Origin of the sequence: Actinocorallia populi (assembly GCF_002995495.1) — a bacterium.
GTDB classification, from domain to species: domain Bacteria; phylum Actinomycetota; class Actinomycetes; order Streptosporangiales; family Streptosporangiaceae; genus Actinocorallia; species Actinocorallia populi.
Genome location: NZ_PVZV01000006.1, coordinates 305172 through 327544, shown reverse-complemented (window position 1 = coordinate 327544; position 22373 = coordinate 305172). Strand labels below are relative to the sequence as shown.

General features: G+C 72.9%; 25 protein-coding genes. 6 read left to right on the top strand and 19 right to left on the bottom strand.

All coding sequences use genetic code 11. The features are described 5' to 3' along the window. Positions 1-16 precede the first annotated feature (16 nt). Positions 17-919, bottom strand: coding sequence for a LysR family transcriptional regulator (locus C2865_RS24885; protein ID WP_198653574.1), 903 nt, complete (start codon positions 917-919; stop codon positions 17-19). A 96-nt stretch (positions 920-1015) separates the two neighbouring features. Here C2865_RS24885 and C2865_RS24880 point away from each other — a divergent pair, with 96 nt between their 5' ends. Then, positions 1016-2113 carry an FUSC family protein gene (locus tag C2865_RS24880; protein ID WP_198653573.1) on the top strand — a complete coding sequence of 366 codons (1098 nt, stop codon included), beginning with the start codon at positions 1016-1018 and terminating at the stop codon, positions 2111-2113. Positions 2114-2131: 18 nt separating this feature from the next. Here the strand turns inward: C2865_RS24880 and C2865_RS24875 are convergent, their stop codons facing one another. From C2865_RS24875 to C2865_RS24830, 11 genes are all read right to left on the bottom strand, one after another. Continuing rightward, a complete protein-coding gene (locus tag C2865_RS24875; protein WP_106400974.1) occupies positions 2132-3085 on the bottom strand; it encodes a PDR/VanB family oxidoreductase in 954 nt (317 codons plus the stop codon). Next, positions 3082-3249: a hypothetical protein gene (locus tag C2865_RS40200; protein WP_198653572.1), complete on the bottom strand. Its 168-nt coding sequence runs from the start codon at positions 3247-3249 to the stop codon at positions 3082-3084. Before C2865_RS40200 ends, C2865_RS24875 begins: the two co-directional genes overlap by 4 nt. Next, positions 3246-4250, bottom strand: a complete 1005-nt coding sequence (locus tag C2865_RS24870; protein WP_106400973.1) for an aromatic ring-hydroxylating dioxygenase subunit alpha — start codon at positions 4248-4250, stop codon at positions 3246-3248. Before C2865_RS24870 ends, C2865_RS40200 begins: the two co-directional genes overlap by 4 nt. Positions 4251-4355: 105 nt before the next feature. Further along, positions 4356-5105 (bottom strand): IclR family transcriptional regulator, encoded by a 750-nt coding sequence (locus C2865_RS24865; protein ID WP_106400972.1) that lies wholly within the window; start codon positions 5103-5105, stop codon positions 4356-4358. Positions 5106-5145: 40 nt separating this feature from the next. Beyond that, positions 5146-6282 carry an acyl-CoA dehydrogenase family protein gene (locus tag C2865_RS24860; RefSeq protein ID WP_106400971.1) on the bottom strand — a complete coding sequence of 379 codons (1137 nt, stop codon included), beginning with the start codon at positions 6280-6282 and terminating at the stop codon, positions 5146-5148. After that, on the bottom strand, positions 6282-7262 hold the full coding sequence (locus C2865_RS24855) for an acyl-CoA dehydrogenase family protein (protein WP_106400970.1): 981 nt from the start codon (positions 7260-7262) through the stop codon (positions 6282-6284). Before C2865_RS24855 ends, C2865_RS24860 begins: the two co-directional genes overlap by 1 nt. An 18-nt stretch (positions 7263-7280) precedes the next feature. Beyond that, on the bottom strand, positions 7281-8165 hold the full coding sequence (locus C2865_RS24850; RefSeq protein ID WP_106400969.1) for an SDR family oxidoreductase: 885 nt from the start codon (positions 8163-8165) through the stop codon (positions 7281-7283). 2 nt (positions 8166-8167) lie between these two features. Further along, entirely contained in the window at positions 8168-8950 is a 783-nt protein-coding gene (locus C2865_RS24845; RefSeq protein ID WP_106400968.1) for an enoyl-CoA hydratase/isomerase family protein, read from the bottom strand. A gap of 118 nt (positions 8951-9068) precedes the next feature. Beyond that, positions 9069-10169 (bottom strand): acyl-CoA dehydrogenase family protein, encoded by a 1101-nt coding sequence (locus tag C2865_RS24840; protein ID WP_106400967.1) that lies wholly within the window; start codon positions 10167-10169, stop codon positions 9069-9071. Beyond that, a complete protein-coding gene (locus C2865_RS24835) occupies positions 10166-11359 on the bottom strand; it encodes an acyl-CoA dehydrogenase family protein (protein ID WP_106400966.1) in 1194 nt (397 codons plus the stop codon). The genes C2865_RS24840 and C2865_RS24835 overlap by 4 nt, the downstream gene beginning before the upstream one ends. Positions 11360-11371: 12 nt before the next feature. Continuing rightward, positions 11372-11824, bottom strand: coding sequence for a MaoC family dehydratase (locus C2865_RS24830; RefSeq protein WP_106400965.1), 453 nt, complete (start codon positions 11822-11824; stop codon positions 11372-11374). An 84-nt stretch (positions 11825-11908) separates the two neighbouring features. Between C2865_RS24830 and C2865_RS24825 the strand changes: the two genes are divergently transcribed. After that, positions 11909-12505 (top strand): TetR/AcrR family transcriptional regulator, encoded by a 597-nt coding sequence (locus tag C2865_RS24825; RefSeq protein ID WP_106400964.1) that lies wholly within the window; start codon positions 11909-11911, stop codon positions 12503-12505. A 6-nt stretch (positions 12506-12511) separates the two neighbouring features. Here C2865_RS24825 and C2865_RS41530 read toward each other — a convergent pair whose 3' ends face one another. After that, complete coding sequence (locus tag C2865_RS41530; RefSeq protein WP_106400963.1) at positions 12512-13684, bottom strand: alkane 1-monooxygenase; 1173 nt, start codon at positions 13682-13684, stop codon at positions 12512-12514. 143 nt (positions 13685-13827) lie between these two features. Between C2865_RS41530 and C2865_RS24815 the strand changes: the two genes are divergently transcribed. After that, entirely contained in the window at positions 13828-14490 is a 663-nt protein-coding gene (locus C2865_RS24815) for a TetR/AcrR family transcriptional regulator (protein WP_106400962.1), read from the top strand. Positions 14491-14503: 13 nt separating this feature from the next. Here the strand turns inward: C2865_RS24815 and C2865_RS24810 are convergent, their stop codons facing one another. Further along, positions 14504-15169: a TetR/AcrR family transcriptional regulator gene (locus C2865_RS24810; RefSeq protein ID WP_106400961.1), complete on the bottom strand. Its 666-nt coding sequence runs from the start codon at positions 15167-15169 to the stop codon at positions 14504-14506. A 142-nt stretch (positions 15170-15311) separates the two neighbouring features. Between C2865_RS24810 and C2865_RS24805 the strand changes: the two genes are divergently transcribed. From C2865_RS24805 to C2865_RS24795, 3 genes are all read left to right on the top strand, one after another. Continuing rightward, entirely contained in the window at positions 15312-16457 is a 1146-nt protein-coding gene (locus C2865_RS24805; RefSeq protein ID WP_106400960.1) for an NDMA-dependent alcohol dehydrogenase, read from the top strand. Positions 16458-16773: 316 nt separating this feature from the next. Then, positions 16774-17124, top strand: a complete 351-nt coding sequence (locus C2865_RS24800) for a YidH family protein (protein ID WP_106400959.1) — start codon at positions 16774-16776, stop codon at positions 17122-17124. After that, complete coding sequence (locus tag C2865_RS24795) at positions 17121-17450, top strand: DUF202 domain-containing protein (protein WP_157963906.1); 330 nt, start codon at positions 17121-17123, stop codon at positions 17448-17450. Before C2865_RS24800 ends, C2865_RS24795 begins: the two co-directional genes overlap by 4 nt. A 43-nt stretch (positions 17451-17493) precedes the next feature. On the opposite strand, the gene C2865_RS24790 is transcribed toward C2865_RS24795, so the two are convergent. The 5 genes from C2865_RS24790 to C2865_RS24770 form a co-directional block, all read right to left on the bottom strand. Next, entirely contained in the window at positions 17494-18123 is a 630-nt protein-coding gene (locus tag C2865_RS24790; protein WP_106400958.1) for an MBL fold metallo-hydrolase, read from the bottom strand. Further along, complete coding sequence (locus tag C2865_RS24785) at positions 18120-19202, bottom strand: S-(hydroxymethyl)mycothiol dehydrogenase (RefSeq protein ID WP_106400957.1); 1083 nt, start codon at positions 19200-19202, stop codon at positions 18120-18122. The genes C2865_RS24790 and C2865_RS24785 overlap by 4 nt, the downstream gene beginning before the upstream one ends. 68 nt (positions 19203-19270) lie before the next feature. Then, positions 19271-20473: a cytochrome P450 gene (locus C2865_RS24780; protein WP_106400956.1), complete on the bottom strand. Its 1203-nt coding sequence runs from the start codon at positions 20471-20473 to the stop codon at positions 19271-19273. A 17-nt stretch (positions 20474-20490) separates the two neighbouring features. Then, entirely contained in the window at positions 20491-21486 is a 996-nt protein-coding gene (locus tag C2865_RS24775) for a PDR/VanB family oxidoreductase (RefSeq protein ID WP_198653571.1), read from the bottom strand. Between the two features lie 113 nt (positions 21487-21599). Then, the gene (locus C2865_RS24770; protein ID WP_106400954.1) at positions 21600-22343 is read right to left on the bottom strand and encodes an IclR family transcriptional regulator; all 744 of its coding nucleotides are present in this window, start codon (positions 22341-22343) and stop codon (positions 21600-21602) included. Positions 22344-22373: the final 30 nt, after the last annotated feature.

Below are 22373 nucleotides of genomic sequence, written 5' to 3'. Positions count from 1 at the left end.
CGGACCGGCAGGATGCTCAGGCGGGCGGCCCTCGGCGGACGTCCGGGTCAGCCCCGGAGGCCCCGCCCAGGAGGACGGCGAGGAAACCCGCGGCTGCGGGTGCGGGCTCACCCGAGAAGTAGGCCGCCAGCGTCCGGCGGACGGGCGGGTCGGGGCGCAGGACCTCCACCGGGAGTCCGGGCTCCAGCACGCTCTCCGGGATCAGAGCCGGTCCCAGCCCCGCCGCGGCGAGCTGCAGCGCGGTGGCGGTGTGGCGGGTGCGCACCGCCGCGCGGGGGGTGAGGCCGGCCCGCGCGAAGGCCTGGGCCGCCAGCGGGGCCAGGGCGTTGCGCTCGTCGTAGAGCACCCAGGGGCGGTCTGCGGTCTCGCGCAGGTCGAGGACGGTGCGGCCCCCGGCGGCGAGCGGGTCGCCCTCGGCCAGCACCAGCACGAGGTCCTCCTCGCCGAGGCCGTGCACCGGGCCGTCCCAGCGGGCGGGCAGCGGCCCCACGCCGAGGTCGGCCGCGCCCGACGCCACATGGGCCTCCAGGGCGGCGCTCGAGGCGAACTCCGACACCTCCACCTCGGCGCCCGGCGCGGACGCCAGCCAGGCCCGCAGGGCGGGGGGCACGATGCCCAGGGCGATCGAGTACATGGTCCCCAGCCGCAGCAGGACCGGTTCCCCGCCTCCGGAGGCCGCGCGGCGCGCGAGCCGCGCCCCGCGCAGCGCCGCCTCGGCGTGCGGCAGGTACTCCCGGCCCATGGGCGTGGGCAGGACCCGGCCGGGCGCGCGCTCCAGCAGCGGCACCCCGACCTCCCGCTCCAGGGCGCGGATCTGGTGCGACAACGTCGGCTGGCTGACCCCCAGACGCTGGGCGGCAGCGGTGAACGAGCCCTCCTCGAGCACTGTGATGAGGTACACCATCTGCCGGAAGCTCACCCGCCACATCCTAGAGCAGGGCTTATACAAGACTTCTATGGGTTCCGGATAATCCATGTCTTTGACGAATGGCCGCTGGGAGATCATCGTTGGAGCATGACGGCATTCGAAGAGAGTCTCAGGACCCGGGCGGGGCGGCTGCGCACCATGGCGCTGCCGATCCTGCAGTGCGCGCTCGCCGCTGCGCTCGCCTGGGTCGTCGCAACACAGGTCCTCGGGCACGCCACGCCCTTCTTCGCCCCCATCGCCGTGGTGCTGTGCATCGGGGTGGGCGCCGGCCGGCGGTGGCGCCGGGTCGTCGAACTGGTCGCCGGGGTCAGCGTCGGCGTGGGAGTGGGAGATCTGCTGGTCTCGGCCATCGGCAGCGGACCGTGGCAGATCGCCCTCGTCATCGCCCTGGCCATGTCCGTCTCGGTGCTGCTCGACGGCGGCGCCCTGATCGCCCTGCAGGCGGGGTCGTCCGCCGTGCTGGTGGCGACGCTGCTCCCGCCCGGCGGCACCGGGGGGATCGACCGCATGGCCGACGCGCTCCTGGGCGGCCTGATCGGGCTGGCCGCGATCGCGCTCCTGCCCGCCAACCCGACCGCGCTGGCGGCCCAGCACGTCCGCGGCCTCCTGGACGAGCTGGCCGCGGCGCTCGAGACCGCCGCGACGGCGCTGCGCGACCGCGATCCCGCTCTGGCCGCGTCGGCGCTGGAGCGCGCTCGCGCCTCCCAGCGCACCGTCGACGGTTACAGCAACGCTCTCCAGACCGCCCACGAGATCGCCGCGCTGTCCCCGCTCCACCACCGGAGCGACCTCGCGCCCTACTTCACGGCCGCAGAACCGCTCGACCACGCCCTGCGCAACGTCCGGGTGATGCTCCGGCACACCGTCGCCGTCATCGACAAGGACGAGAAGGCTCCCGAACTGCTCACCGAGGGCATGGCGGACCTGGCCCGCTCGGTGGCCCGCCTGTCCGAGGAGCTTCCCCGGGGCGGCGCGCTTCCCCTGACCCGCAAGGCGCTGCTGCGCACCGCCGCCCGCCTCGACCCCGCGGCCCCGCCCGCGATGGGCCTGTCCGCCCACGCCGTCCTGGCCCAGCTCCGCTCCCTGACCGTCGACCTCCTGGAGGCCACCGGCGAGACGCACCCCGGGGCGCTGTCGGCCTTCCCGCACCGGCGGGCGGCCGTCCCGGAGTCCCGCGCCTGCTGACCGCGCCGACGCGGCCGGTCAGAGGTCGAGGACGAGGCGGGGGCCCCGGCAGCGGGAGACGCAGATCATCATGCTCTGCCCCGCCTCCTGCTCGGCCTGGGTGAGGACGGAGTCCCGGTGGTCTGCCTCTCCCTCGAGGATGTCGGTCTCGCAGGTGCCGCAGGTGCCCTCGGTGCAGGAGTAGAGCACCTGGACGCCCGCCTCCACGACGGTGTCGAGCACGCTGCGGTCCGAAGGCACCCGGAGGGTCAGGCCGGATGCGCGGAGTTCCACCTCGAAGCCGGTGTCCCCCTCCCGGGAGGCGGCGACGGGGGCGAAGCTCTCGGTGTGCAGGGTGCCGGGAGGCCAGTCGGCGCAGGCGCCCTCCGCGGCGGCCAGCAGGCCCTCGGGACCGCAGCAGTAGACGAGGGTGCCGGGTTCGGGGTCGCCGAGGAAGGCGGGCAGGTCCAGCAGGCCGTTCTCGTCCTGCGGACGGACCGAGACCTGCCCGTCGTGGGCGGCCAGAGCCCGCACCTCCTCGACGAGCGCCATGGACGAGCGGGTGCGGCCCCCGTAGAGCAGCCGCCATTCGGCCCCCTCGGCCGCCGCCTGGCGGATCATGGGCAGCAGCGGCGTGATGCCGATGCCTCCCGCGACGAAGAGGTAGCGCTTCGCCGGCACCAGGCCGAAGTGGTTGCGCGGGCCGCGCACCCGCAGCTCCGTACCCGGGGTGAGGGCGGTGTGGACGCGGTCCGAGCCGCCGCGTCCGCCGGGCTCGCGCAGTACCGCGATGCGCCACGACTTCCCGTCCGCCGGGTCGCCGCACAGCGAGTACTGCCGGACGACGTCGTCGCCGAGGAGCAGTTCGACGTGCGCTCCGGGAGTCCACGGCGGGAGTTCTCCCCCGCCGGCCCGGTGCAGGGTCAGCGACACCACGGCATCGGCCTCGGCACGGCGGTCCGCGACGACGACCTCGATCTCTTCCACGCTCACATGCCCTCCTTCGGCCTGGGGTGCTCCGCCTCGTGGGCCCACAGCCGGTTCCACATCTCCTCCGGCTCCTCTCCGACGAACCGGGCACCGCAATGGCAGGTCCCGTTCAACCGGTCGCCGCCGGGGATCCACTCGATCCGGACGGTCCTTCGGGACGTGCTCACCGCGCCGCCAGCTTCGCGAGGAGGCGGCGGGCCGCCAGGCCGCCGGCGTCGATGTTGATGCTCAGCTCCTGGTAGTCGGCCGGTTCGGCGTCCAGGGCGCGCTGGAGGAGGTTCAGGGCGGTGACGTCCTGCATGACCACGGTGTGGTTGAACTCCGCCAGGAACTCGGTGACCTCCTCGTCCTCGGTGGCGAAGTTCCGGGAGACCGCCCAGAAGTCGTAGACCTTCCCGGGAGCGGACGGGGTGATCGCGTAGGTGATCTCGGTGCGGAAGACCGGCTCGTCCTGCCCGGTCGGGCTGATCTTGCTGTGCAGCAGGTACAGGCAGGGGGCGAAGTACTCGATGTCCTGGTGGCGGCGGATGCGGCCCTCGATGCCGGTGGAGCGGGCGTAGAAGGGCGGGCACTCGGCGTCCTCCATGTGCCGGGAGACCCGCACCACGCCCGCCTCGTCGTCCACCTCGGTGGTGATCGGCGTCTCGGCCACCTCGGGGGTGCCGATGTACCCGCCGTGCAGGTAGGTCTCGTGGGAGAGGTCCATGAGGTTGTCCACCAGCAGGCCGTAGTCGCACGAGATCGGCTCCATGCCCTTGACCGTCACCCAGCCGGGCGCGGCCAGGTGCTCGGCGCGGGGGACGGCCGTCTCGTCGGCGCGTTCCGGGTCTCCGATCCACACCCAGACGAGGCTGTCGGACTCCACCAGCGGGTAGGAGGCGACGCGCGCGGTGCGCGGGATGCGGGTCTGTCCGGGGACCGCGACGCAGGCGCCCTTGGTGTCGTAGGTGAAGCCGTGGTAGCCGCACACGACGGTGTCGCCGACGAGCTCGCTCTCCGACAGGGGGTAGCGGCGGTGGACGCACCGGTCGGCCAGCGCCACCGCCCTGCCGTCCTCGGTGCGGTAGAGCACGATCGGCTCGCCGAGGACGGTGCGGGCCAGCAGGTCCCGGCCGACCTCGTGCGCGTAGGCGATGACGTACCACTGGTCGCGTGCGAAGGGGGTCATTCTCTCTCCTGACGCCGTTCGGATGTCGGCACCAGGGTGCTGAAGGCGTGAGCGGGGCCACAACGCGACTTCCGTCAGGCGGAAGTCCGGGTCCTCCGCCCCTGCTCATCCCGTCCTGGAGAGCCTTCGGGTGATGCCGAGGGCGGCCAGCCGGACGGCCGGGATCAGGGCGGCCACGGGCACGGTCCCGGCGGTCACGACGACCGAGACCGCCGCGGTCACCTGGCCGGACGCGTCCCGGACGGGGGCCGCCACCGAGAGCGCGTCGGTGGTGATCTGCCGGTCGCTGACGGCGCACCCGGTGCGCCTCACCTCCGCCAGGACGCGGCGCAACGTCCCCGGGTCGGTGATGGTGTGCGGGGTGAAGGCGGTCAGGGGGCCGTCAAGGTAGTCCTCCTGCACCTCGGCCGGGGCGTGCGCGAGGAGCGCCAGGCCGACTCCCGTGGCGTGCAGGGGCCAGCGCGCGCCCACCCTGGTGCGCACCCCCACGGCGGAGCGTCCGGCGATCCACTCGGTGTAGACGGTCTCGTGCCCGTCGCGGACGGCCATCTGCACGTTCTCGTGCGTCGCCTCGTAGAGGTCCTCCAGGAACGGCATCGCGGCGGGCCGCAGGTCCATCCCGTGCGGGTAGGCCGCCGCGACCTCCCACAGGCGCAGTCCCACCCGGTAGCGGCCGTCCTCCCCGCGTTCCAGCGCACCCCACCGGACCAGCTCGGCCGTCAGGCGGTGGGCCGTCGGCAGGGTCAGCCGCGCCCGGCGGCCGATCTCGGTCAGGGAGAGCTCCGGCCGCTCGACGCCGAACGCCCCGAGGACGTCCAGCAGCCGGGAGGCGGCCGTCCGCGGCTCGTCGCTCATCGTTCCCCCTCGTCCTCCGGGTTCCGATCCTCGCAGACGCTCAGCGGGGGGTGCGGCCGTCGGGGAGGCCGAGGACGCGGCGGGCGACGATGTCGTGCTGGATCTGCCGGGTTCCGCCGAAGACGGACTGGGCGCGGGACCAGAAGTAGGCGTCGAGGGCGGCGTCCTCCTCGACGAGGGGCGCGGCGCCGCGGACGTCCATGATCACGTGGTTGAGGAGCTGGTCGGTCTCGGTGAGCAGGAGTTTGTCGATGGAGCCCTCGGGGCCGGGCAGGGAGCCGTCGAGGCGGGCGGAGAGCGTGCGCAGGACGTGCAGTTGCAGGGTGCGCAGGGAGACCCAGGCGCGGGCCACGGCCTCGCGGGCGCTCGGGCCCGCCTCGACGGCGCCGCTGCGGATGTCGTTCTCCAGGAGGGTGAGCATGCGGGCCAGGCGCGCGATCCAGCCGATGTCGGCGGGGCCGCGTTCGTAGCCGAGCAGCCGCATGGCGATCTCCCAGCCCTGGCCGGGCTCCCCCAGCAGGTGGGTGGCGGGGACGCGGGCGCCGTCGAAGAAGACCTCGGCGAACTCGCGGGTGCCGGAGGCCGTGACGATGGGGCGGCATTCGACACCGGGGGTGTCGAGGGGCACGAGCAGCATGGACAGGCCGCGGTGGGCGGGCCTGTCGGGTTCGGTGCGGCACAGCAGCAGGCACCAGTGGGACCACAGGGCCTCGCTGGTCCAGATCTTGTGGCCGTCGACGGTGTAGGAGTCGCCTTCGCGGGCGGCGCAGGTGCGGACGGCGGCCAGGTCGCTGCCCGCCTCGGGTTCGCTGAAGCCCTGGCACCAGCGTTCGGTGCAGGCCAGCATCACCGGCAGGTGGCGGTTCTTCTGCTCGGCGGTGCCGAAGATCCGGACGGCGTTGGTGATGTGGCCGATGGCCGGGGGCGGCGGGTGGCCGCCTGCTCCCAGCTCGTCGTTGAGGACCGCCTCGTAGGTGGGCGGCAGGCCGCGTCCGCCGTACTCGGCGGGGAAGGTCAGGCCCACGTATCCGGCTGAGGCGAGGGCCTGGTGCCAGCCGTGGAGGGACGCGGCCCGCTCGTCGGGGTCGGCGGGCAGCGCGGTCGGAGCGTGGGCGGCGATCCATTCCTGCAGCTCTTTGCGGAAGGCGGCTTCTTCGGGGGTGTCCTGGAAGTCCATCAGTCCCCTCCCGCCGGGGCCAGCCTGCGGTCGGCGATGGCGCGGTACTGCGCCGACTCGTCGCCCAGGACCGCTCTCGACAGCAGAATGCGGCGCAGGCGGAGGTGGGTGGGGTGCTCCCAGGTCAGGGCGATGCCGCCGAACAGCTGGACGGCGGTCTCGGCGACGTCCCTGGCGGCCGTCGAGCAGGCGGCTTTGGCCTGGCGGGCGGCCAGGAGCGCCTCGTCCTCGGGCAGTTCGGTCGCGGCCCAGGCGGCGTGCCGCATCGCGCTGCGGGCGCCTTCGACGAGGACGGCGGCGTGTGACGCCAGGTGCTGGACGGCCTGGAACGAGCCGACGGGGACACCGAACTGCCTGCGTTCCCGGATGTGGGCGACGGCGTCGTCCAGGGCTCGTTGCGCGGTGCCCAGGAGGTCGGCCGCCAGGACGGCGAGGACGACGGCTTCGGTGCGAATACGGTCTCGGGCGGTGAGCGGTCGGCCGAGAGGGAACCTCTGCTCCGGGGCGTCGGCCGGGACACGGCGCAGCGTCCGGGTGAGGTCGGCTCCCCTCGCGGGCTCGCCGAGAGCCACGGCGCGCAGGCGGCCGTCGGAGGCGATGACGAGACCGGCGTCGGCTCCCTCGGCGTCGAAGGCGACGCCCTCTTCTCCGTCGCGGGCCGGAGCCGACAGGTCGGGGCGCAGCACCGGTGCGAACCGCAGCCTCCCTTCTTCCACGGCCGCCTGTGCTTCGCCGGCTCCGGCCGCGGCCAGGAGCGCCGGTGTCCAGACCCCGGCGCCCACGTAAGGCATCGGGGTCAGTGCCGCGGCGAACCGCTCGGCGACGAGCGCCGCCGCCACGGCGCCGCCGGGCCCGGCCTGGACGTGCAGGCCCACGAACCCGGCCCCGGCCAGAGCCGTCCAGCCCGCGGACGCGTCGGCCGCGATCTCCCCGGCCACCTGCTGCAGCAGCCGCTGCTCATCGGTGAGACGTGCGTCCATCGAAGGCCTCGCAGAGCGTCACGGCTGGAACGTGCCCCTTCCCATCTGGTCCCGGACGGTGACGACGGGCGGGTTCGTCAGGCTCCGCCGCTGCCAGTTGGCCCCGTCCACGACCAGGGTGTGGCCGGAGACGAACCGCGCGTACGGGGAGGCCAGGAACGTCGCCGCCCAGCCGAGCTCGCGCAGGCGGCCGACGCGCATCGCGGGCTGGCAGGCGTCCTTCTCGCTCGTGCGGTCGAGGTTGCCCCTGATGTCGGCGGTCATGTCCTCGTGCGGGAACATGCCCGGCACCAGCCCGTTGACCTGGATGCCGTAGGGGCCCCACTCGACGGCGAGGGTCTCCACCATGTTCTTCACCCCGGCCTTGGCGGCGGCCGAGTGGGCGAAGCCGGGCCCGCCCGTCCAGGCGTAGGAGGCGCCGACGTTGATGATCGAGCCGGGTGTTCCGGCGGCCATGTGGCGGCGGGCGAACTCCCGCGCGCAGAAGAACGTGCCGTTGAGGGTGATGTCGACGACGGCCCGCCAGGCGTTGGGCGACATGTCCTCGGCGGGCACCGGGAAGTTGGCGGCGGCGTTGTTGACCAGCACTCCGGGCAACCCGAACGCCTCGGCGGCGGCGTCGAAGGCGGCGGCGATCCCCTCCGGGTCGCGGATGTCGCACTCGACGGTCAGGACGCGGGCTCCGGTCTCTTCGACGGCCTCCTCACCCTGCTCCAGGTGCTCCTTCTTGCGGCTGGCGATGACGAGGTCGGCGCCCAGGCGGGCGAACTCGACGGCGATCGCCCGGCCCAGGCCGGTGCCTCCGCCGGTGACGAGGACCGCCACGCCCGCGAAGGTCCCCTCGGGCAGTGCGCGGGCTCCGGCGGGCGGCGGCTCGGGCAGGCCGTGCTGGGCATCCGTCATGATCAGCTCCCGGTGTAGTTCGGCGCGCGGTCCTCGGCCTTGGCCCTGCGCATCTCGGCCAGATCGTGGGAGTCGCTGACGAACGTCTGGCCGATCAGCTCGTCGGCCATCGAGGCGCGGATCTCCGGCTCGGCCAGCCCCGCCAGGACGCGCCGCGCCATGTTCACCGTCACCTTCGGCGCGGCGGCGATCTTCTCGGCCATCTCCCGCACGGTGGCGTCCAGTTCCTCCGCGGGCACCACCCGAGAGACCACGCCGTGCGCGAGCGCCTCGTCGGCGTCCATCGGCCGCCCGGTCAGCACCAGGTCGGCCGCCACCCCGTGCCCGCACATCTGGAACAGCCGCCCCACCCCGCCGGTGTCGGGGATGACCCCGTGCCCCACCTCGGGCAGCATCATCCGCGCCCCCTGGGCCGCCACCCGGATGTCGCACAGCAGCGCCCGCTGGAACGAGGCCCCGATCGACCACCCCTGCATGGCCACGATCACCGGCGCCTCGAGCTCGAAGAGCTGCTGGATCCCCCGGTGCCCGCGCTTCATCAGCTCGTGGTGGGTCAGCTCCGCCCGCCCCCCGCCGATGGACCCGACGTCCCGCCCGGAGGAGAACGACCTGCCCTCCCCGCGCCAGATCACCGCCCGCACGTCCCGCCGCGCCTTCAGCTCCCCGAGGATCTCGAACAGCGCCAGGTCCATCGCGTCGTCGAACGCGTTGTGCCTGCCCGGATGGTCATTGGTGATCGTCGCGACCGGCCCGTCCACGTCCAGCCGCACCCGCTCATCGCCCATGCGCGCCTCTCACGAGAGTGCATATTTTATATGACTCATCGTTCTAACACCCCGCCGGGCGGCTCCACAACCCCCGGCCGCAGCCGCCCCCGAGCCTGGGGGACGGCTGCGGCCGAACCTACGGGGCGAAGGGGAGGTCGGCGAGGGCGGCGAGGCGGGTGCGGTGGGAGCCGGGGGTGCCGAGGGCGATCTGGTCGGCCTTGGCGCGCTTGAGGTAGAGGTGGGCGGGGTGCTCCCAGGTCATGCCGATGCCGCCGTGGAGCTGGACGGCCTCCTCGGCGGCGCGGACGGCGAGGTCGCCGCAGTAGGACTGGGCGACGGCGGCGGCGAGTTCGGCCTCGGGGTCTGCGGCGGCCAGGGCCGCGGCGGCGTAGCGGGCCGCGGCGCCGGCGGACTCGACGTCGGTGAAGAGGTCGGCCAGGCGGTGCTTGAGGGCCTGGAAGCCGCCGACGACGCGGCCGAACTGCTTGCGCTCCTTGAGGTAGGAGACGGTGGCGTGCAGGCACCACTGGGCGAGGCCCGCCTGCTCGGACGCCAGGAGGGCGGCGCCGGTCAGGAGGGCGCGGCGGACGGCGGGCTCGGCGTCGGTCAGGACCGGGTCGCCGGGTGCGCCGTCGAAGGCCAGGTCGGCGAGCTGGCGGGTCATGTCGAGGGAGACGACCGGGGTCACCGCCGCCTCGGACGCGGGGACGGCGTGGACGGAGATGCCTTCGCCGACGCGGACCGGGACGAGGAGGACGTCGGCCTCCAGGGCCCCGGCCACGCTGGTCACCGTGCCGGTCAGGCGTCCGTCCGCATCCGCGCGCACCGTCGTGGACAGGGCGTCGTACGGGCCTGCGGACAGGGGGACGGCGAGGGCGGCCGTCCTCTCCCCCGCGGCGAGCCCGGACAGCAGTGTGCCGCCGGTCTCCAGCAGGAGGGTCGTCGCGATCACCGAGCTGGTGAGGAAGGGAACGGGGGCCGCGGAGCGGCCGAGTTCCTCCAGGACGACGGCGGCCTCACGGGCGGAGGCGCCCGCGCCGCCGTGCTCCTCGGGGACCAGCAGGCCGGCCAGGCCCAGGTCCGCGGCGAGGGCCTTCCACAGGCCCGCGACGATCGAACGGTCGCCGTCGTACATCGCCGTCACCGCCGGCGCCTCGCACCGGTCGGCGAGCAGGGCGCGGACGGAGGAGCGCAGGTCGTCCTCGACGTCGGTGTAGAGCAGGTCGAGTTCGCTCACTTGTCGAGCTCCTTCCAGGGGACGTGCTTGTCGACGCGGTGTTCGGGGGGAAGGCCGAGGACGCGTTCGGCGACGATGTTGCGCAGGATCTCCGAGGTGCCGCCCTCGATGGAGTTGCCCTTGGCGCGCAGGTAGCGGTATCCGGCGTCGCGGCCGGTGAAGTCGACGCCGTCGGGGCGGACCATCGTCCAGTCGGAGTAGCGCAGGCCGTCCTCGCCGAGCAGCTCGACCTCCAGGCCGGACAGCTGCTGGTTGAGGCGGGCGAAGGTCAGCTTCATCGCCGAACCCTCCGGGCCGGGCTGGCCGAGCCGCAGCTTCTGGCGGAGCCGCTGCCCGGTGACGCGGGCGACCTCGGCCTCCACCCACAGTTTGACCAGCCGGTCGTGCAGTTCGGGGGTGCGGCGTTCGGGGTGCTCGCGCCAGGTGCGGGAGACCACGCCGATCATGCCGCCGGAGCGGGTGCCGGAGCCGCCGCCGATGGCCACGCGCTCGTTGTTGAGGGTGGCGTTGGCGACCCGCCAGCCGTCGCCCTCGGCGCCGAGCCGGTGGGCGTCGGGGATGCGCACGCCGGTGAGGAACACCTCGTTGAACTCGGCCTCGCCGGTGATCTGCCGCAGCGGGCGTACCTCGACTCCCGGGTCGGTCATATCGCACAGGAAGTAGGTGAGGCCCTGGTGCTTGGGGACGTCGGGATTCGTGCGGGCGACCAGGATCGCGAACCGCGCGTTGTGCGCGTGCGACGTCCAGACCTTCTGGCCGTCGACCACCCAGGAGTCTCCGTCGCGCACCGCGCGGGTGGCGAGCCCGGCCAGGTCGGAGCCGGCGCCGGGCTCGCTGAACAGCTGGCACCAGATCTCCTCGCCCGTCCACAGCGGGCGCAGGAAGCGCTTCTTCTGCTCCTCGGTGCCGAACGCCAGGATCGTCGGGGCGGCCATGCCCAGGCCGATGCCGTTGCCCCGGACGTTGTTGCCGGGTGCGCCCGCCCTGGCGAAGAGCAGGTCGACCTCGGGCTGCAGGTCCCTGGCCAGTCCCAGGCCGCCGTGGCCTTCGGGGAAGAACACCCAGGCCAGCCCGGCGTCGTAGCGGGCCCGCAGGAAGGCGAGCCGTTCGGTCGTGGCGGGGTCGTGGGCGGCCAGGAAGTCGGCGACCCGTTGCCGCAGGACCTCGCGCACCGTCGTCTCGTCGGACATCTTTCTCCTCTCTCAGGGCACCAGGACGCTGACGGACTCCACGACGCAGACCGGCTTGCCGCCGCCCTCGCGTTCGACGGTCACCCGCGCCTTCAGCCGGTGGCCGCCGCTTCCGGGCGTCAGGGACAGCAGTTCCACACCCGCGCGGACCTTGGAGTCCACCGGCACCGGAGAGGGGAAGCGGAGCTTGTCCGCGCCGTAGTTGACGCTCATCTTCAGCCCCTCGAGCCGGTAGACCTGCCAGACGAGCATCGGCACGAGCGACAGCGTGAGGTAGCCGTGGGCGATGGTCGTGCCGAACGGCCCCTGGGCGGCCCGCTCGGGGTCGACGTGGATCCACTGGTGGTCGCCGGTGGCCCTGGCGAAGGTGTCGATCTGCTCCTGGGTCACGGTGTGCCATTCGGAGTACCCCAGGTGGGTGCCGACGGCCCGTTCCACCTCTTCGACGCTCTGGAAGACCCTCATCCGGCCCGCCTTCCCGTAGGTTACTAAGCGCTTAGTCAGCTCAGGGTACCGGTATACCGCGATCCGGGGAAGAATGGACGGGTGATGACCGACGCCTCCGGCCTCGCCCGCGCCGACGCCACCCGCGCCCGGCTGTTCGAGGCCGCCGCCCGCGCGTTCGCCGAGAAGGGCTTCCACGGCACGACCACCCGCGACATCGCCACCGCCGCGGGAATGAGCCCCGCCGCCCTCTACGTCCACCACCGGTCCAAGGAGGAGCTGCTCTACCTGATCTCGCGCACGGGCCACGAGGGCACCCTCCGCCTGGTCCGGGAGGCGGCGGCCTCCTCAGACGACCCCGCCGAGGCCCTGCGCCGCGTGATCCACGACTTCGTCGTCCACCACGCCCGCGGGCACGTCCGCGCCCGCGTCGTCAACTACGAGCTGTCGGCCCTCAGCCCCGAACACCTGGCCGAGATCCGTGAGATCCGCCGCGAGGTCAGCCGCGAGATCCGCGCCCTGGTGGAGAAGGGCACCGCCTCCGGCGCCTTCGACGCCCCCGACCCCCGGGCGGCCGCCACCGCCCTCCTCTCCCTGGGCGTCGACATCGCCCGCTGGTACCGGGAGGACGGCGACTGGAGCCCCGAGGACGTGGCCGACCGCTACGTCCAGGTGGCCCTCCGCATCGTCGGCGCCGGCTGAGCCGGGTCAGGCGGGCTCCTTGCGGGGCTCGGGGAGGCCGTAGCGGGCGTGCTTGCCGGGCTGGATGTTGGCCTTGGAGGCGTCGCCTCCGTAGTGGGCGATGACGCGCCTGTCCATCACCTTGCGCCACAGGGGCGGGATGTAGGCCAGGCGGGACATGGTGGCATAGCCCGAGGGCAGTTCGGGCGCCTCGTCGAAGTGGCGCAGGGCCTGGTAGCGGCGGGTGGGGTTGGCGTGGTGGTCGCTGTGGCGCTGCAGATGGTAGAGCAGGATGTTGGAGGCGATGTCGTCGCTGTTCCAGCTGTGGCGGGGGGCGCAGCGCTCGTACCTGCCGGTCGGGGTCTTCTCGCGGAGCAGGCCGTAGTGCTCCAGGTAGTTGACGACCTCCAGGGCGGAGAAGCCGATGACGACCTGCACCAGCAGGTAGGGGATGATGCCCGCGCCGAATACCGCGATGAGCGCGCCGAACAGCACCACGGTCATCGCCCAGGCGTTGAGGATGTCGCTGCGCCATGTCCACGGGCCGTGCCCGCTGCGGGCCAGGCGCTTCTTCTCCAGGCGCCACGCCGACTTCAGGCTGCCCCACACGGTGCGGGGAAGGAACCGGTAGAAGCTCTCCCCCAGCCGGGCGCTGGCCGGGTCCTCGGGAGTGGCGACGCGAACGTGGTGGCCGCGGTTGTGCTCGATGTAGAAGTGCCCGTACGCGGTCTGCGCGAGCGCGACCTTCGACAGCCAGCGCTCCACCGACTCCTTCCTGTGGCCGAGCTCGTGCGCGGTGTTGATACCGATGCCGCCCACCATGCCGGCGGTGAGGGCTACACCGATCTTCTCCACCACCGTCACATCGCCGCGTGACCACATCCAGCAGGCCAGCACCAGGCCCGCGTACTGCAGCGGCAGGTAGGCGTAGACGCACCAGCGGTAGTAGCGCTGTCCCTCCAGCCAGGACAGGACGCTCTCCGGCGGGTTGTTCGAGTCCTTGCCCCATGCCTTGTCCAGCAGCGGGACCACCCAGCCGAACAGCAGCGGACCGAGGAACCAGGACACCCCCCATCCGCTCGCCTCGAACAGTCCCCACGACACGAACGGCAGGGACGGGACGAGCAGGCCCAGCAGCCACAGGTACTTCTTCTTGTCGACCCATTCGACGTGCGCGACGCCGGTCGTCTCAGTCTTCATGACACCTCCGTGCACAAGGGCTGGTGCCTCCACCGTGCCACGTTACGTACGCTGTAAACAAGATGTAGGCCGTACGTACCTCGGGCCGGCGCTGCTACCGTGGCGGGCGGGCCGCAGAGCGCACGGCCCGGAGAGGGACGGGGATGGCCAAGAACGCGGCAGGGCGGCGGCCGCTGACCCGGGAGTCGATCGTGCGGGCCGCCATCACGCTCATCGAGCGGGACGGCGCCGGGGCGCTGTCGATGCGCAAGGTCGCCGCGGAGCTCGGCGTGGGCACGATGTCCCTGTACAACCACGTTCCCGACCGGGAGACCCTGCTGGAGGAGGTGGCCCGGACGGTCCTGGCCGGCCTGGACCTCCCCGAGGACGAGGCGGGGCCCGGCCAGGACTGGAAGCTCAACGCCCGCGCCATGATCGGCGCCTTCCGCGGCGTCGCCCGCGCCTACCCCCGCAGCATGCACCTGCTCCTCACCAGCAGGCTCGACCTCGAGTTCAGCTGGCGGGCCGCCGAACGCGCCCTGGGACTCCTGGCCGCGGCCGGGTTCGACGGCGAGACCTCGGTACGGGCACTGCGGGCGCTGATGTCGTACGCCATCGGCTCCCAGATGATGGAGAACGGGGCCCTCAAAACCCCCGACCAGACCCCCGAGGCCGCATTCCAGACCGTCCAGGCCGACCCGGGGCGCTTCCCCCATGTGACCGCCCTGGCCCCCCAGCTCATGCAGCCCGACCCCGAAGCGGACTTCGAGACCGGCCTGGAGATGCTGCTGTCCGGGCTCGACCGGCTGCTCCGGACCGGCTCCTGACGTCGCGGCCGCCTCAGGGCGCGCGCATCGGCTCCACGGAGGAGAGGAACAGCTCGAGGCCGAACTCGAAGTCGGCGTCCGAGCCGTGGTCGACCAGCTCGTCGGGCAGCGCCACGACGTGCGGGAACCTCGCGGGCTCCAGGGAGCGCACGGTCTCGGCGGGATCCGCCGCCTGGCGGGACAGGAGCCTGCCCATCCCGGCCTCCCGCAGCTGGGAGCCGAGGGTGTAGGCCATCAGGGACCTCATGACGTGCACGGACGTCGGCCCGTCCAGCCCGGCCCGCGCGCACAGGGACAGGGCGCGTTCGATCGCCCTCAGCGCGACGGGGATGCCCGTCCTGCTCTCCAGCGCCAGCGCCAGACTGCGGGGGTACTCCTGGGCGATCGCCCGGAAGGCCCGCATGAGGCTCCGCGCCCCGTCCTTCCAGTCCGCCTCGGGCACGTCCGGCTCGGGCACGTCCAGGGTCGTCATCACGTACTCGGCGATGCCCGCGACGAGCTCGTCTTTGCTCGCCACGTGCCGGTACATGGCCATCGCGCTGACCCCCAGCTCCTCGCCGACGGCGCGCATCGACAGGGCGGCGGGGCCGCGGCGTTCGACCAGCTCCACGGCGGTGTGCACGATGAGCTCGCGGGTGAGCACCACCCGCGTCACCCGCTCCGGCGCCGGTCTGGGCATCGGCCCGCCCCCTTCCGGCGACATTGGTCTAGACCTCGGTCCCTGGACCGACGATCATCCTATTGTTCCCATCGTACGGAAGTGCCATGCTGGCCTCGGTAAGTACCTCCTGACCACCCTCTCCCCGAGGAGGAGTCCCCCCATGCAGACCCGCGCAGCGATCCTGTGGAAGCAGAACAGCGAATGGAGCGTCGAGGACATCGAGCTCGACGATCCGAAGGCGGGCGAGGTCAAGATCAAGCTCGCCGCGTCGGGCCTGTGCCACTCCGACGAGCACATGGTCACCGGGGACATGGTCCTGGACCCGGGCATCGCCGAGCTGATGCAGCTGGAGCAGTTCCCCATCATCGGCGGCCACGAGGGCGCCGGCGAGGTCGTCGAGGTCGGTCCGGGCGTGACCACGCTGAAGGAGGGCGACCACGTCGTCCTGTCCTTCATCCCGGCGTGCGGCCGCTGCCCCTCCTGCGCCATGGGCCGCCAGCACCTGTGCGACCTGGGCGCGGTGCTGCTGGCCGGCCGCCAGATCAGCGACATGACCTCGCGCCACCACGCCGCGGACGGCACGGACCTGGGCACCATGTGCTGCACCGGCACGTTCGCGCCCTACACCGTGGTCAACGAGAGCAGCTGCGTCAAGATCGACGACTGGATCCCGCTGGACAAGGCGGCGCTGGTCGGCTGCGGCGTCACCACCGGCTGGGGCTCGGCCGTCAACGCCGCCGACGTGCGGGCGGGCGAGACCGTCGTGGTGATCGGCACCGGCGGCCTGGGCATGAACGCCGTGCAGGGCGCGGCCCTGGCCGGAGCCCGGTACGTCGTGGCCGTGGAGCCCGTGGAGTGGAAGCGCGAGAAGGCCAGGCTCTTCGGCGCCACCCACACCGCCGCCTCCATCGAGGAGGCCATGGCGCTGGTCGGCGAGATCACCTGGGGCGCGATGGCCGACAAGGTCATCCTCACCACCGGCGTGGCCACCGGCGAGCTCATCGGCCCGATGATGGGCATGGTCACCAAGGGCGGCCGCGGCGTGCTCACCGCCGTCGCGCCCATCCTCCAGGAGGACGTCAAGCTCAACCTGTTCGACATGGCGATGCAGCGCAAGGAGCTGGTCGGCTGCATCTTCGGCAACGCCAACCCCCGCCGCGACATCCCCCGCCTCCTGCGCCTCTACCAGGACGGCAAGCTCAACCTCGACGACCTCGTCACCAGCACCTACACCCTCGACGAGGTCAACCAGGGCTACCAGGACATGCGCGACGGCAAGAACATCCGCGGCATGATCAAGTTCTGACCCGGGGACCGGACGCCCGGCGGCACCACGGGGCCGCCGGGCGTCCGGTCTTTCCCGGCCTGCCGGACGAGCCGGCGGACGTGGGCGCTTCAACGCGGGTTCGCGGGGCCGTCCGCGCCGCGGCCGGGTGGTCGCCGTTGTACGGGTCGGCGGAGCATGTGCGTCAGCACGACGCGGGCGGCGGGCTTGGAAGCAAAACGGGTCGCCTGGAGCGTCTGGATCCTGGTCTTTCACATCCCTCGCCCCGGAGCGGGTGCCGTCGCCGTGCCCGGGGAGGATGGTCCCGTCCGATGATCTCACTCGGGGGGCGGGGCGGATGAACGATCCGGGGCGGGTGTGCGAGGAAGAGGAGCCGGACTACCGGTTCTCGCTGGCCAACGAACGGACCTTCCTGGCATACGTGCGCACGGCCCTGGCACTGGACGCCGGAGCACTGGCCATCGTCCAACTACTGCCCGACGTGGCGACTTCCGGGCTGCGCAGGGCCGCGGCCGTGGCGCTGGCGGTCCTCGGGCTCGTGATCGTCCTGGCCGGATACCGAAGGTGGTCGCTCAACCAGCGAGCCATGCGACGCGGACAACCACTGCCCCGCACCTGGCTGACACCGATCCTCGCCATCTCCGTCGCCGCGGCCTCCGCCGTGGCCGTACTGATGGTCCTGCTGTGACACCGGCCGAACGCCTGGCGGACCCCGGCGCACAACTGGAACGCACAGCACTGGCCTGGCAGCGCACAGCCCTGCTGATCGCGGTCAACGGGACGCTGCTCGCCCGTGCGACCTCCGCGTTGGGGACGCTCGCGGTCGTGTTCGGCGGCACGACCATCGCGGCCGCGGCGCTGATCTGGCTCGCCGCCTCCCGCGGATACCGGCGCGGGCGCGGCAGACCGGTCGCCAGCGTCCTGACCGCGCACGCCCGCGCGACGCGGGCGCTCACCGGCCTCATCATCGTGATCGCGGCGTTCAACCTGAGCGCCGTGCTCCTGCACGGCTGAGCCGCCCCTCCCCCGGCACCGGGAGCCGGGGGAGGGGTCGCGGTCAGCGGCCGCGGGCGATCCACTCCGGCAGGTGGGGTGCCTCGGCTCCGATGGTGGTGCTCTCTCCGTGACCGGTGCGGACGACCGTCTCGGGAGGGAGCGTCAGGAGGCGGTCCCTGATCGAGCCGATGATGGTCGGGAAGTCCGAGAACGAGCGTCCCGTCGCGCCCGGACCGCCCTGGAAGAGGGTGTCCCCGGAGAAGACCGTGCCCAGGGCGGGCGCGTGAAGGCAGACCGCGCCGGGGCTGTGGCCCGGGGTGTGCAGGACGGTCAGCTCGATGCCGCCGACGGCGATGACCTGCCCGTCGGACAGGTGGCCGTCCGGTTCGCGGTCGGGGTGCCGCTGCTTCCAGAGCATCAGGTCGTCCGGGTGCAGCAGGATCGGCGCACCCGTGGCGTCGGCGAGGACGGGTGCGGCGTCGATGTGGTCGTCGTGGCCGTGCGTGGAGACGATCGCCAGCAGCCTGCGGTCCCCGACGGCGGCGGCGATGGCCCCGGCGTCGTGGGCGGCGTCGATGACGATGGCCTCGCGGGCGTCGCCGATGATCCAGACGTTGTTGTCGACGTCCCAGGTGCCGCCGTCCAGGGAGAAGGTGCCGGAGGTGACCAGGTGGCTGATGGCGGCGGTCACAGGATCACCACCGAGCGCAGCACGTCGCCGTGGTGCATCTTGGCGAACGCGGCCTCGATGCCGTCGATGCCGATGGTCTCGGTGACGAACGCCCCGAGGTCGAGGCGGCCCTGCAGGTACAGGTCGATGAGCATGGGGAAGTCCCGCGAGGGCAGGCAGTCGCCGTACCAGGAGGACTTCAGCGCCCCGCCGCGGCCGAAGACCTCCAGCAGCGGCAGCTCCAGCCTCATCTCCGGGGTCGGCACCCCGACCAGGACGACGGTCCCGGCCAGGTCACGGGCGTAGAACGCCTGCTCGTACGTCTCGGGACGGCCCACGGCCTCAACCACGACGTCCGCGCCGAACCCGCCGGTCAACTCGCGAATCGCCTCCACCGCGTCGACTTCCCTGGAGTTGACGATGTGGGTCGCGCCCAGCTCACGAGCCTTCTCCAGCTTGCGGGTGTCGATGTCGACGGCGATGATCTTCGCCGCCCCGGCCAGCCGGGCGCCCATGATCGAGGCCCCGCCGACACCGCCGCAGCCGATGACGGCCACCGAGTCGCCCCGCGTCACGCCGCCGGTGTTGATGGCGGCGCCGATCCCCGCCATCACGCCGCAGCCCAGCAGCCCGGCGACCTCCGGCTTGGCCGCCGGATCCACCTTGGTGCACTGCCCGGCCGCCACCAGGGTCTTCTCCGCGAACGCGCCGATGCCCAGCGCGGGCGACAGCTCGGTGCCGTCCTCCAGGGTCATCTTCTGCCTGGCGTTGTGGGTGTCGAAGCAGTACTGCGGCCGCCCCCGCAGGCACGCCCGGCACTGCCCGCAGACAGCACGCCAGTTCAGCACCACGAAGTCGCCCGGCGCGACCTCGGTGACGCCCTCGCCGACGGACTCCACGGTCCCGGCGGCCTCGTGGCCGAGCAGGAACGGGAACTCGTCGTTGATGCCGCCCTCGCGGTAGTGCAGGTCGGTGTGGCACACCCCGCACGCCTGGATCCGGACGACGGCCTCACCCGGGCCAGGGGCGGGGATGACGATCGTCTCGATCGAGACCGGCTGCCCCTTGGCCTTGGCGACCACGCCGCGCACCTTCTGCATGTGTTGTTCTTCCTCGCTGATCGGGCCCGCGTGCTCGGCCGCACGCGGGCTGGTGACGAAAGGCCCGTTCAGGCCGGATGGACGCGCACGGGCAGCGACGCCCAGGCGCGCAGGGTGTTGTTGAGGTGGCGCCGGGGCGTCCCGGCGGGCTCGATGCGCTCCACCCGCGCGGCCAGCGCGGTCAGCAGCGCCTCCGCTTCGAGGCGGGCGACGTGCTGGCCCACGCACTGGTGGAGGCCCATGCCGAAGCCGACGTGGGCGGACGGGTCGCGCGACAGGTCGAAGGCGTCGGGGTCCGCCCAGCGGCGCGGGTCGCGGTTGGCCGCGCCGAGGAACATGAGGATCTTCCTGCCCTCGGGGATCACGGTCCCGGCGACGTCGACGTCCCGCGTGGCGGTCCGGAAGAAGGTCTGCACGGGCGACTCCCAGCGGACCGCCTCGTCGAAGGCGACGCGGGCCAGGCCGGGCTCCTCGCGGAGGCGGCTCCACTGCTCGGGATGGGCGGCGAAGGCGTGGAGCACCGCGCCGAGGGCGTGGATGGTGGTGTCCACCCCGGCGGTCAGCAGCGAGCGGACGACGAGCGGGGCCTGCTCCGGGGTGATGTCCCCCCGGTCGGAGGCCTCCCAGATCCGGGCGCCGAAGCCGCCGGGGGAAAGCCGGTCGCGGGCGCACTGGGCGTTGACCCAGCCCGACAGCTCGGCCACCCGCGGCGCGCCCTTGGCCACCAGCCCGTTCTGCGGGCCGAAGGCGTTGAAGGCGTGGTCGCCGTAGGGGAGGAGGTTCTCCCTCCCCTCCTTGCGCAGCCCGACCGCGTCGGGGAAGACCCGCAGCGGGAACGCCTGGGTGAGCGCGGTGACGGCGTCGAAGGACGTCTCGGCCAGCACCTCGTCGACCAGCTTCTCGGCGTCGGCGAACCAGGCCTCGCGCAGGGAGCGCAGCGCGCGGGGGCTCAGGATCTTCGACAGGACGGCGCGCGGGGCGTCGTGGGCGGGAGGGTCGGCCTCCAGCAGCAGGCTCGGCGGGCGCCACGGCTTCTCGTGGCGGAAGTTGGACAGCCCGACTCCGGCGCCGGACTGGAAGGACTGCCAGTCGGTCAGCGCGGCGTGGACCTCCTCGTAGCGGGCCAGACCGTAGACGTCGTAGTGGCTCAGGTACACCACGGGGCCCGCGTCGCGCAGTTCGGCCTGCAGCGGGAGGGGGTTCTCGAGCACGCCGGAGGCGAACGGGTCGGCGGCCAGTTCCGGGACGTGCGGGGGTGCGGTGAGGGTCATCGGTGGTCCTCCGGGGGTCACAGGTCCAGGACGAGGCGGTCGCTGAGGGAGCGGGAAACGCACACGAAGATGCAGTCGCCCGCCGCGCGCTCGGCGTCGTCCAGCAGCGCGTCGCGGTGGTCGGGAACGCCGTCCAGGACGGTCGTCTCGCAGGTCCCGCACAGTCCCTGGTGGCAGGAGGACAGCACGTTGACGCCGGCCTCCCCCAGGGCCTGGAGCAGGGACTGGTCGCGGTCGACGGCGAGCGTCCTGCCGGAGCGGCGCAGCTCGACCTCGAAGGCGTCGTCGCGGGCGCCGGCGGGCCGGTCCGCCGCGACGAAGCGCTCGAGGCGCAGCCGTCCGGCCGGCAGGTCGGCGCAGTGCCGCTCCACCGCGTCGAGAAGCCCGGCGGGGCCGCAGCAGTAGACCCTGGTTCCGTCCGGGACGTCGTTCAGCCAGGCGGCCAGGTCCAGCGGTCCGTGTTCGTCGTGCGGAACGAAGGAGACCTTGTCGCCGTGGGTGCTCAACTCGTCCTGGAAGGCCATCGACGAGCGCGTCCGGCCGCCGTACAGCAGCTTCCAGGGGATTCCCGTCAGCTCCGCCTGGACGATCATGGGCAGCAGCGGGGTGATCCCGATGCCGCCCGCGATGAAGAGGTAGCGCTCCGCGGGCACCAGCCGGAAGTTGTTGCGCGGGCCGCCGATCCCCACGAGGTCGCCGACGGCCAGCTCGTCGTGGACGAACGCCGAGCCGCCGCGGCCGCCTGGCTCGCGCAGCACCCCGATCCGGTAGGTGGAGGCGTCCCAGCGGTCGCCGCAGAGCGAGTACTGCCGGGTCAGACCGCCGGGCAGCACCAGGTCCACGTGCGCGCCCGGCGTCCAGTCGGGGAGCCTGCCGCCGTCGGGGCGGGCCAGGGTCAGTGCCACGACGCCCTCGGCCACCCGGGTCTTGGCCGTCACCCGCAGGTTCAGCGCCGTGGATCGCGGGGCCGTCCCTACCGGGTCCGGCGGCTCCGCCATGGGTGTCATCGCCATGGATGCTCCTCGCGTCACAGGGGGTGGACCTCGAGGATCGGCCCGGCCTCGGCCCGGCGGCCAGCGGCTTCTCATTGAATGGGGAAGAATCCGTTACCCGGATCACATTCCCCTCAGCCGCTCAGGGCTCTGCTCAACGCCAGGCCGGTGAGCTGGAGGTGCCTGTTCAACGGCCAGGCCGTGTCGTCGTTGGGCACCACCAGGCCGAGCGCCGCCACCACCCGGCCGTGGGCGCGAACGGGAACGGCCAGGCCCGTGGCGTCGGGGTGGATGTGGCCGGGGCAGAAGGCGAACCCCCGGCGGCGGACCTCCGCGAGCTCCGCGCGCAGCGCCCTCGGATCGGTGATCGTGTTCGGGGTGAAGCCGGGCAGCGGCCCCCGCAGGATCCGCTCGCGCAGCTCGGCCGGGGCGTGGGTCAGCAGGACCAGGCCCGCCGACGAGGCGTGCAGGGGCAGCCGCCCGCCCACGCGCGTGACGTTGACCACCGCCTCGGGGGCGGTCAGCCGCTCCACGAAGAGCGCCTCGGTCCCGTCCAGCACGCCCAGCTGGGTGGAGTGCCCGACGATCGAGTGGAGGTCGCCCATGTACTGCAGGGCGACCTCGCGCAGGCCCCGCAGCGGCGAGGCGCGCTCGGCCAGTTCCCACATGCGGTTGCCTATCCGCACCCTGCGCTGCTCGTCGCGGGCGAGCAGGCCGTGCTCGACCAGCTCCTTGACCAGGCGGGCCGTGGTCGCCTGCGGCAGCGCCGCGCGGCGGCTGATCTCGCTCACCGTGAGCACGGGCGAGTCGTGACCGAACGCGGCGAAGATCCGCACGACCCGGGTGAGGACCGACTCCCCGCTGGGCGATCTCGCCACGATCCCGTCCTTTCCACTACAAGGGCCACC

What these genes read in the sequence shown, in the direction of transcription:
- C2865_RS24860 (WP_106400971.1), bottom strand. Translation starts at nt 6,282, where the DNA reads ATGGACTTCCAGGACACCCCCGAAGAAGCCGCCTTCCGCAAAGAGCTG.
- C2865_RS24805 (WP_106400960.1), top strand. Translation starts at nt 15,312, where the DNA reads ATGCAGACCCGCGCAGCGATCCTGTGGAAGCAGAACAGCGAATGGAGC.
- C2865_RS24865 (WP_106400972.1), bottom strand. Translation starts at nt 5,105, where the DNA reads ATGAGCGACGAGCCGCGGACGGCCGCCTCCCGGCTGCTGGACGTCCTC.
- C2865_RS24815 (WP_106400962.1), top strand. Translation starts at nt 13,828, where the DNA reads ATGGCCAAGAACGCGGCAGGGCGGCGGCCGCTGACCCGGGAGTCGATC.
- C2865_RS24825 (WP_106400964.1), top strand. Translation starts at nt 11,909, where the DNA reads ATGACCGACGCCTCCGGCCTCGCCCGCGCCGACGCCACCCGCGCCCGG.
- C2865_RS24835 (WP_106400966.1), bottom strand. Translation starts at nt 11,359, where the DNA reads ATGTCCGACGAGACGACGGTGCGCGAGGTCCTGCGGCAACGGGTCGCC.
- C2865_RS24785 (WP_106400957.1), bottom strand. Translation starts at nt 19,202, where the DNA reads ATGCAGAAGGTGCGCGGCGTGGTCGCCAAGGCCAAGGGGCAGCCGGTC.
- C2865_RS24855 (WP_106400970.1), bottom strand. Translation starts at nt 7,262, where the DNA reads ATGGACGCACGTCTCACCGATGAGCAGCGGCTGCTGCAGCAGGTGGCC.
- C2865_RS24870 (WP_106400973.1), bottom strand. Translation starts at nt 4,250, where the DNA reads ATGACCCCCTTCGCACGCGACCAGTGGTACGTCATCGCCTACGCGCAC.
- C2865_RS24850 (WP_106400969.1), bottom strand. Translation starts at nt 8,165, where the DNA reads ATGACGGATGCCCAGCACGGCCTGCCCGAGCCGCCGCCCGCCGGAGCC.
- C2865_RS24780 (WP_106400956.1), bottom strand. Translation starts at nt 20,473, where the DNA reads ATGACCCTCACCGCACCCCCGCACGTCCCGGAACTGGCCGCCGACCCG.
- C2865_RS24810 (WP_106400961.1), bottom strand. Translation starts at nt 15,169, where the DNA reads ATGCCCAGACCGGCGCCGGAGCGGGTGACGCGGGTGGTGCTCACCCGC.
- C2865_RS24830 (WP_106400965.1), bottom strand. Translation starts at nt 11,824, where the DNA reads ATGAGGGTCTTCCAGAGCGTCGAAGAGGTGGAACGGGCCGTCGGCACC.
- C2865_RS24800 (WP_106400959.1), top strand. Translation starts at nt 16,774, where the DNA reads ATGAACGATCCGGGGCGGGTGTGCGAGGAAGAGGAGCCGGACTACCGG.
- C2865_RS24775 (WP_198653571.1), bottom strand. Translation starts at nt 21,486, where the DNA reads ATGGCGATGACACCCATGGCGGAGCCGCCGGACCCGGTAGGGACGGCC.
- C2865_RS24880 (WP_198653573.1), top strand. Translation starts at nt 1,016, where the DNA reads ATGACGGCATTCGAAGAGAGTCTCAGGACCCGGGCGGGGCGGCTGCGC.
- C2865_RS24845 (WP_106400968.1), bottom strand. Translation starts at nt 8,950, where the DNA reads ATGGGCGATGAGCGGGTGCGGCTGGACGTGGACGGGCCGGTCGCGACG.
- C2865_RS41530 (WP_106400963.1), bottom strand. Translation starts at nt 13,684, where the DNA reads ATGAAGACTGAGACGACCGGCGTCGCGCACGTCGAATGGGTCGACAAG.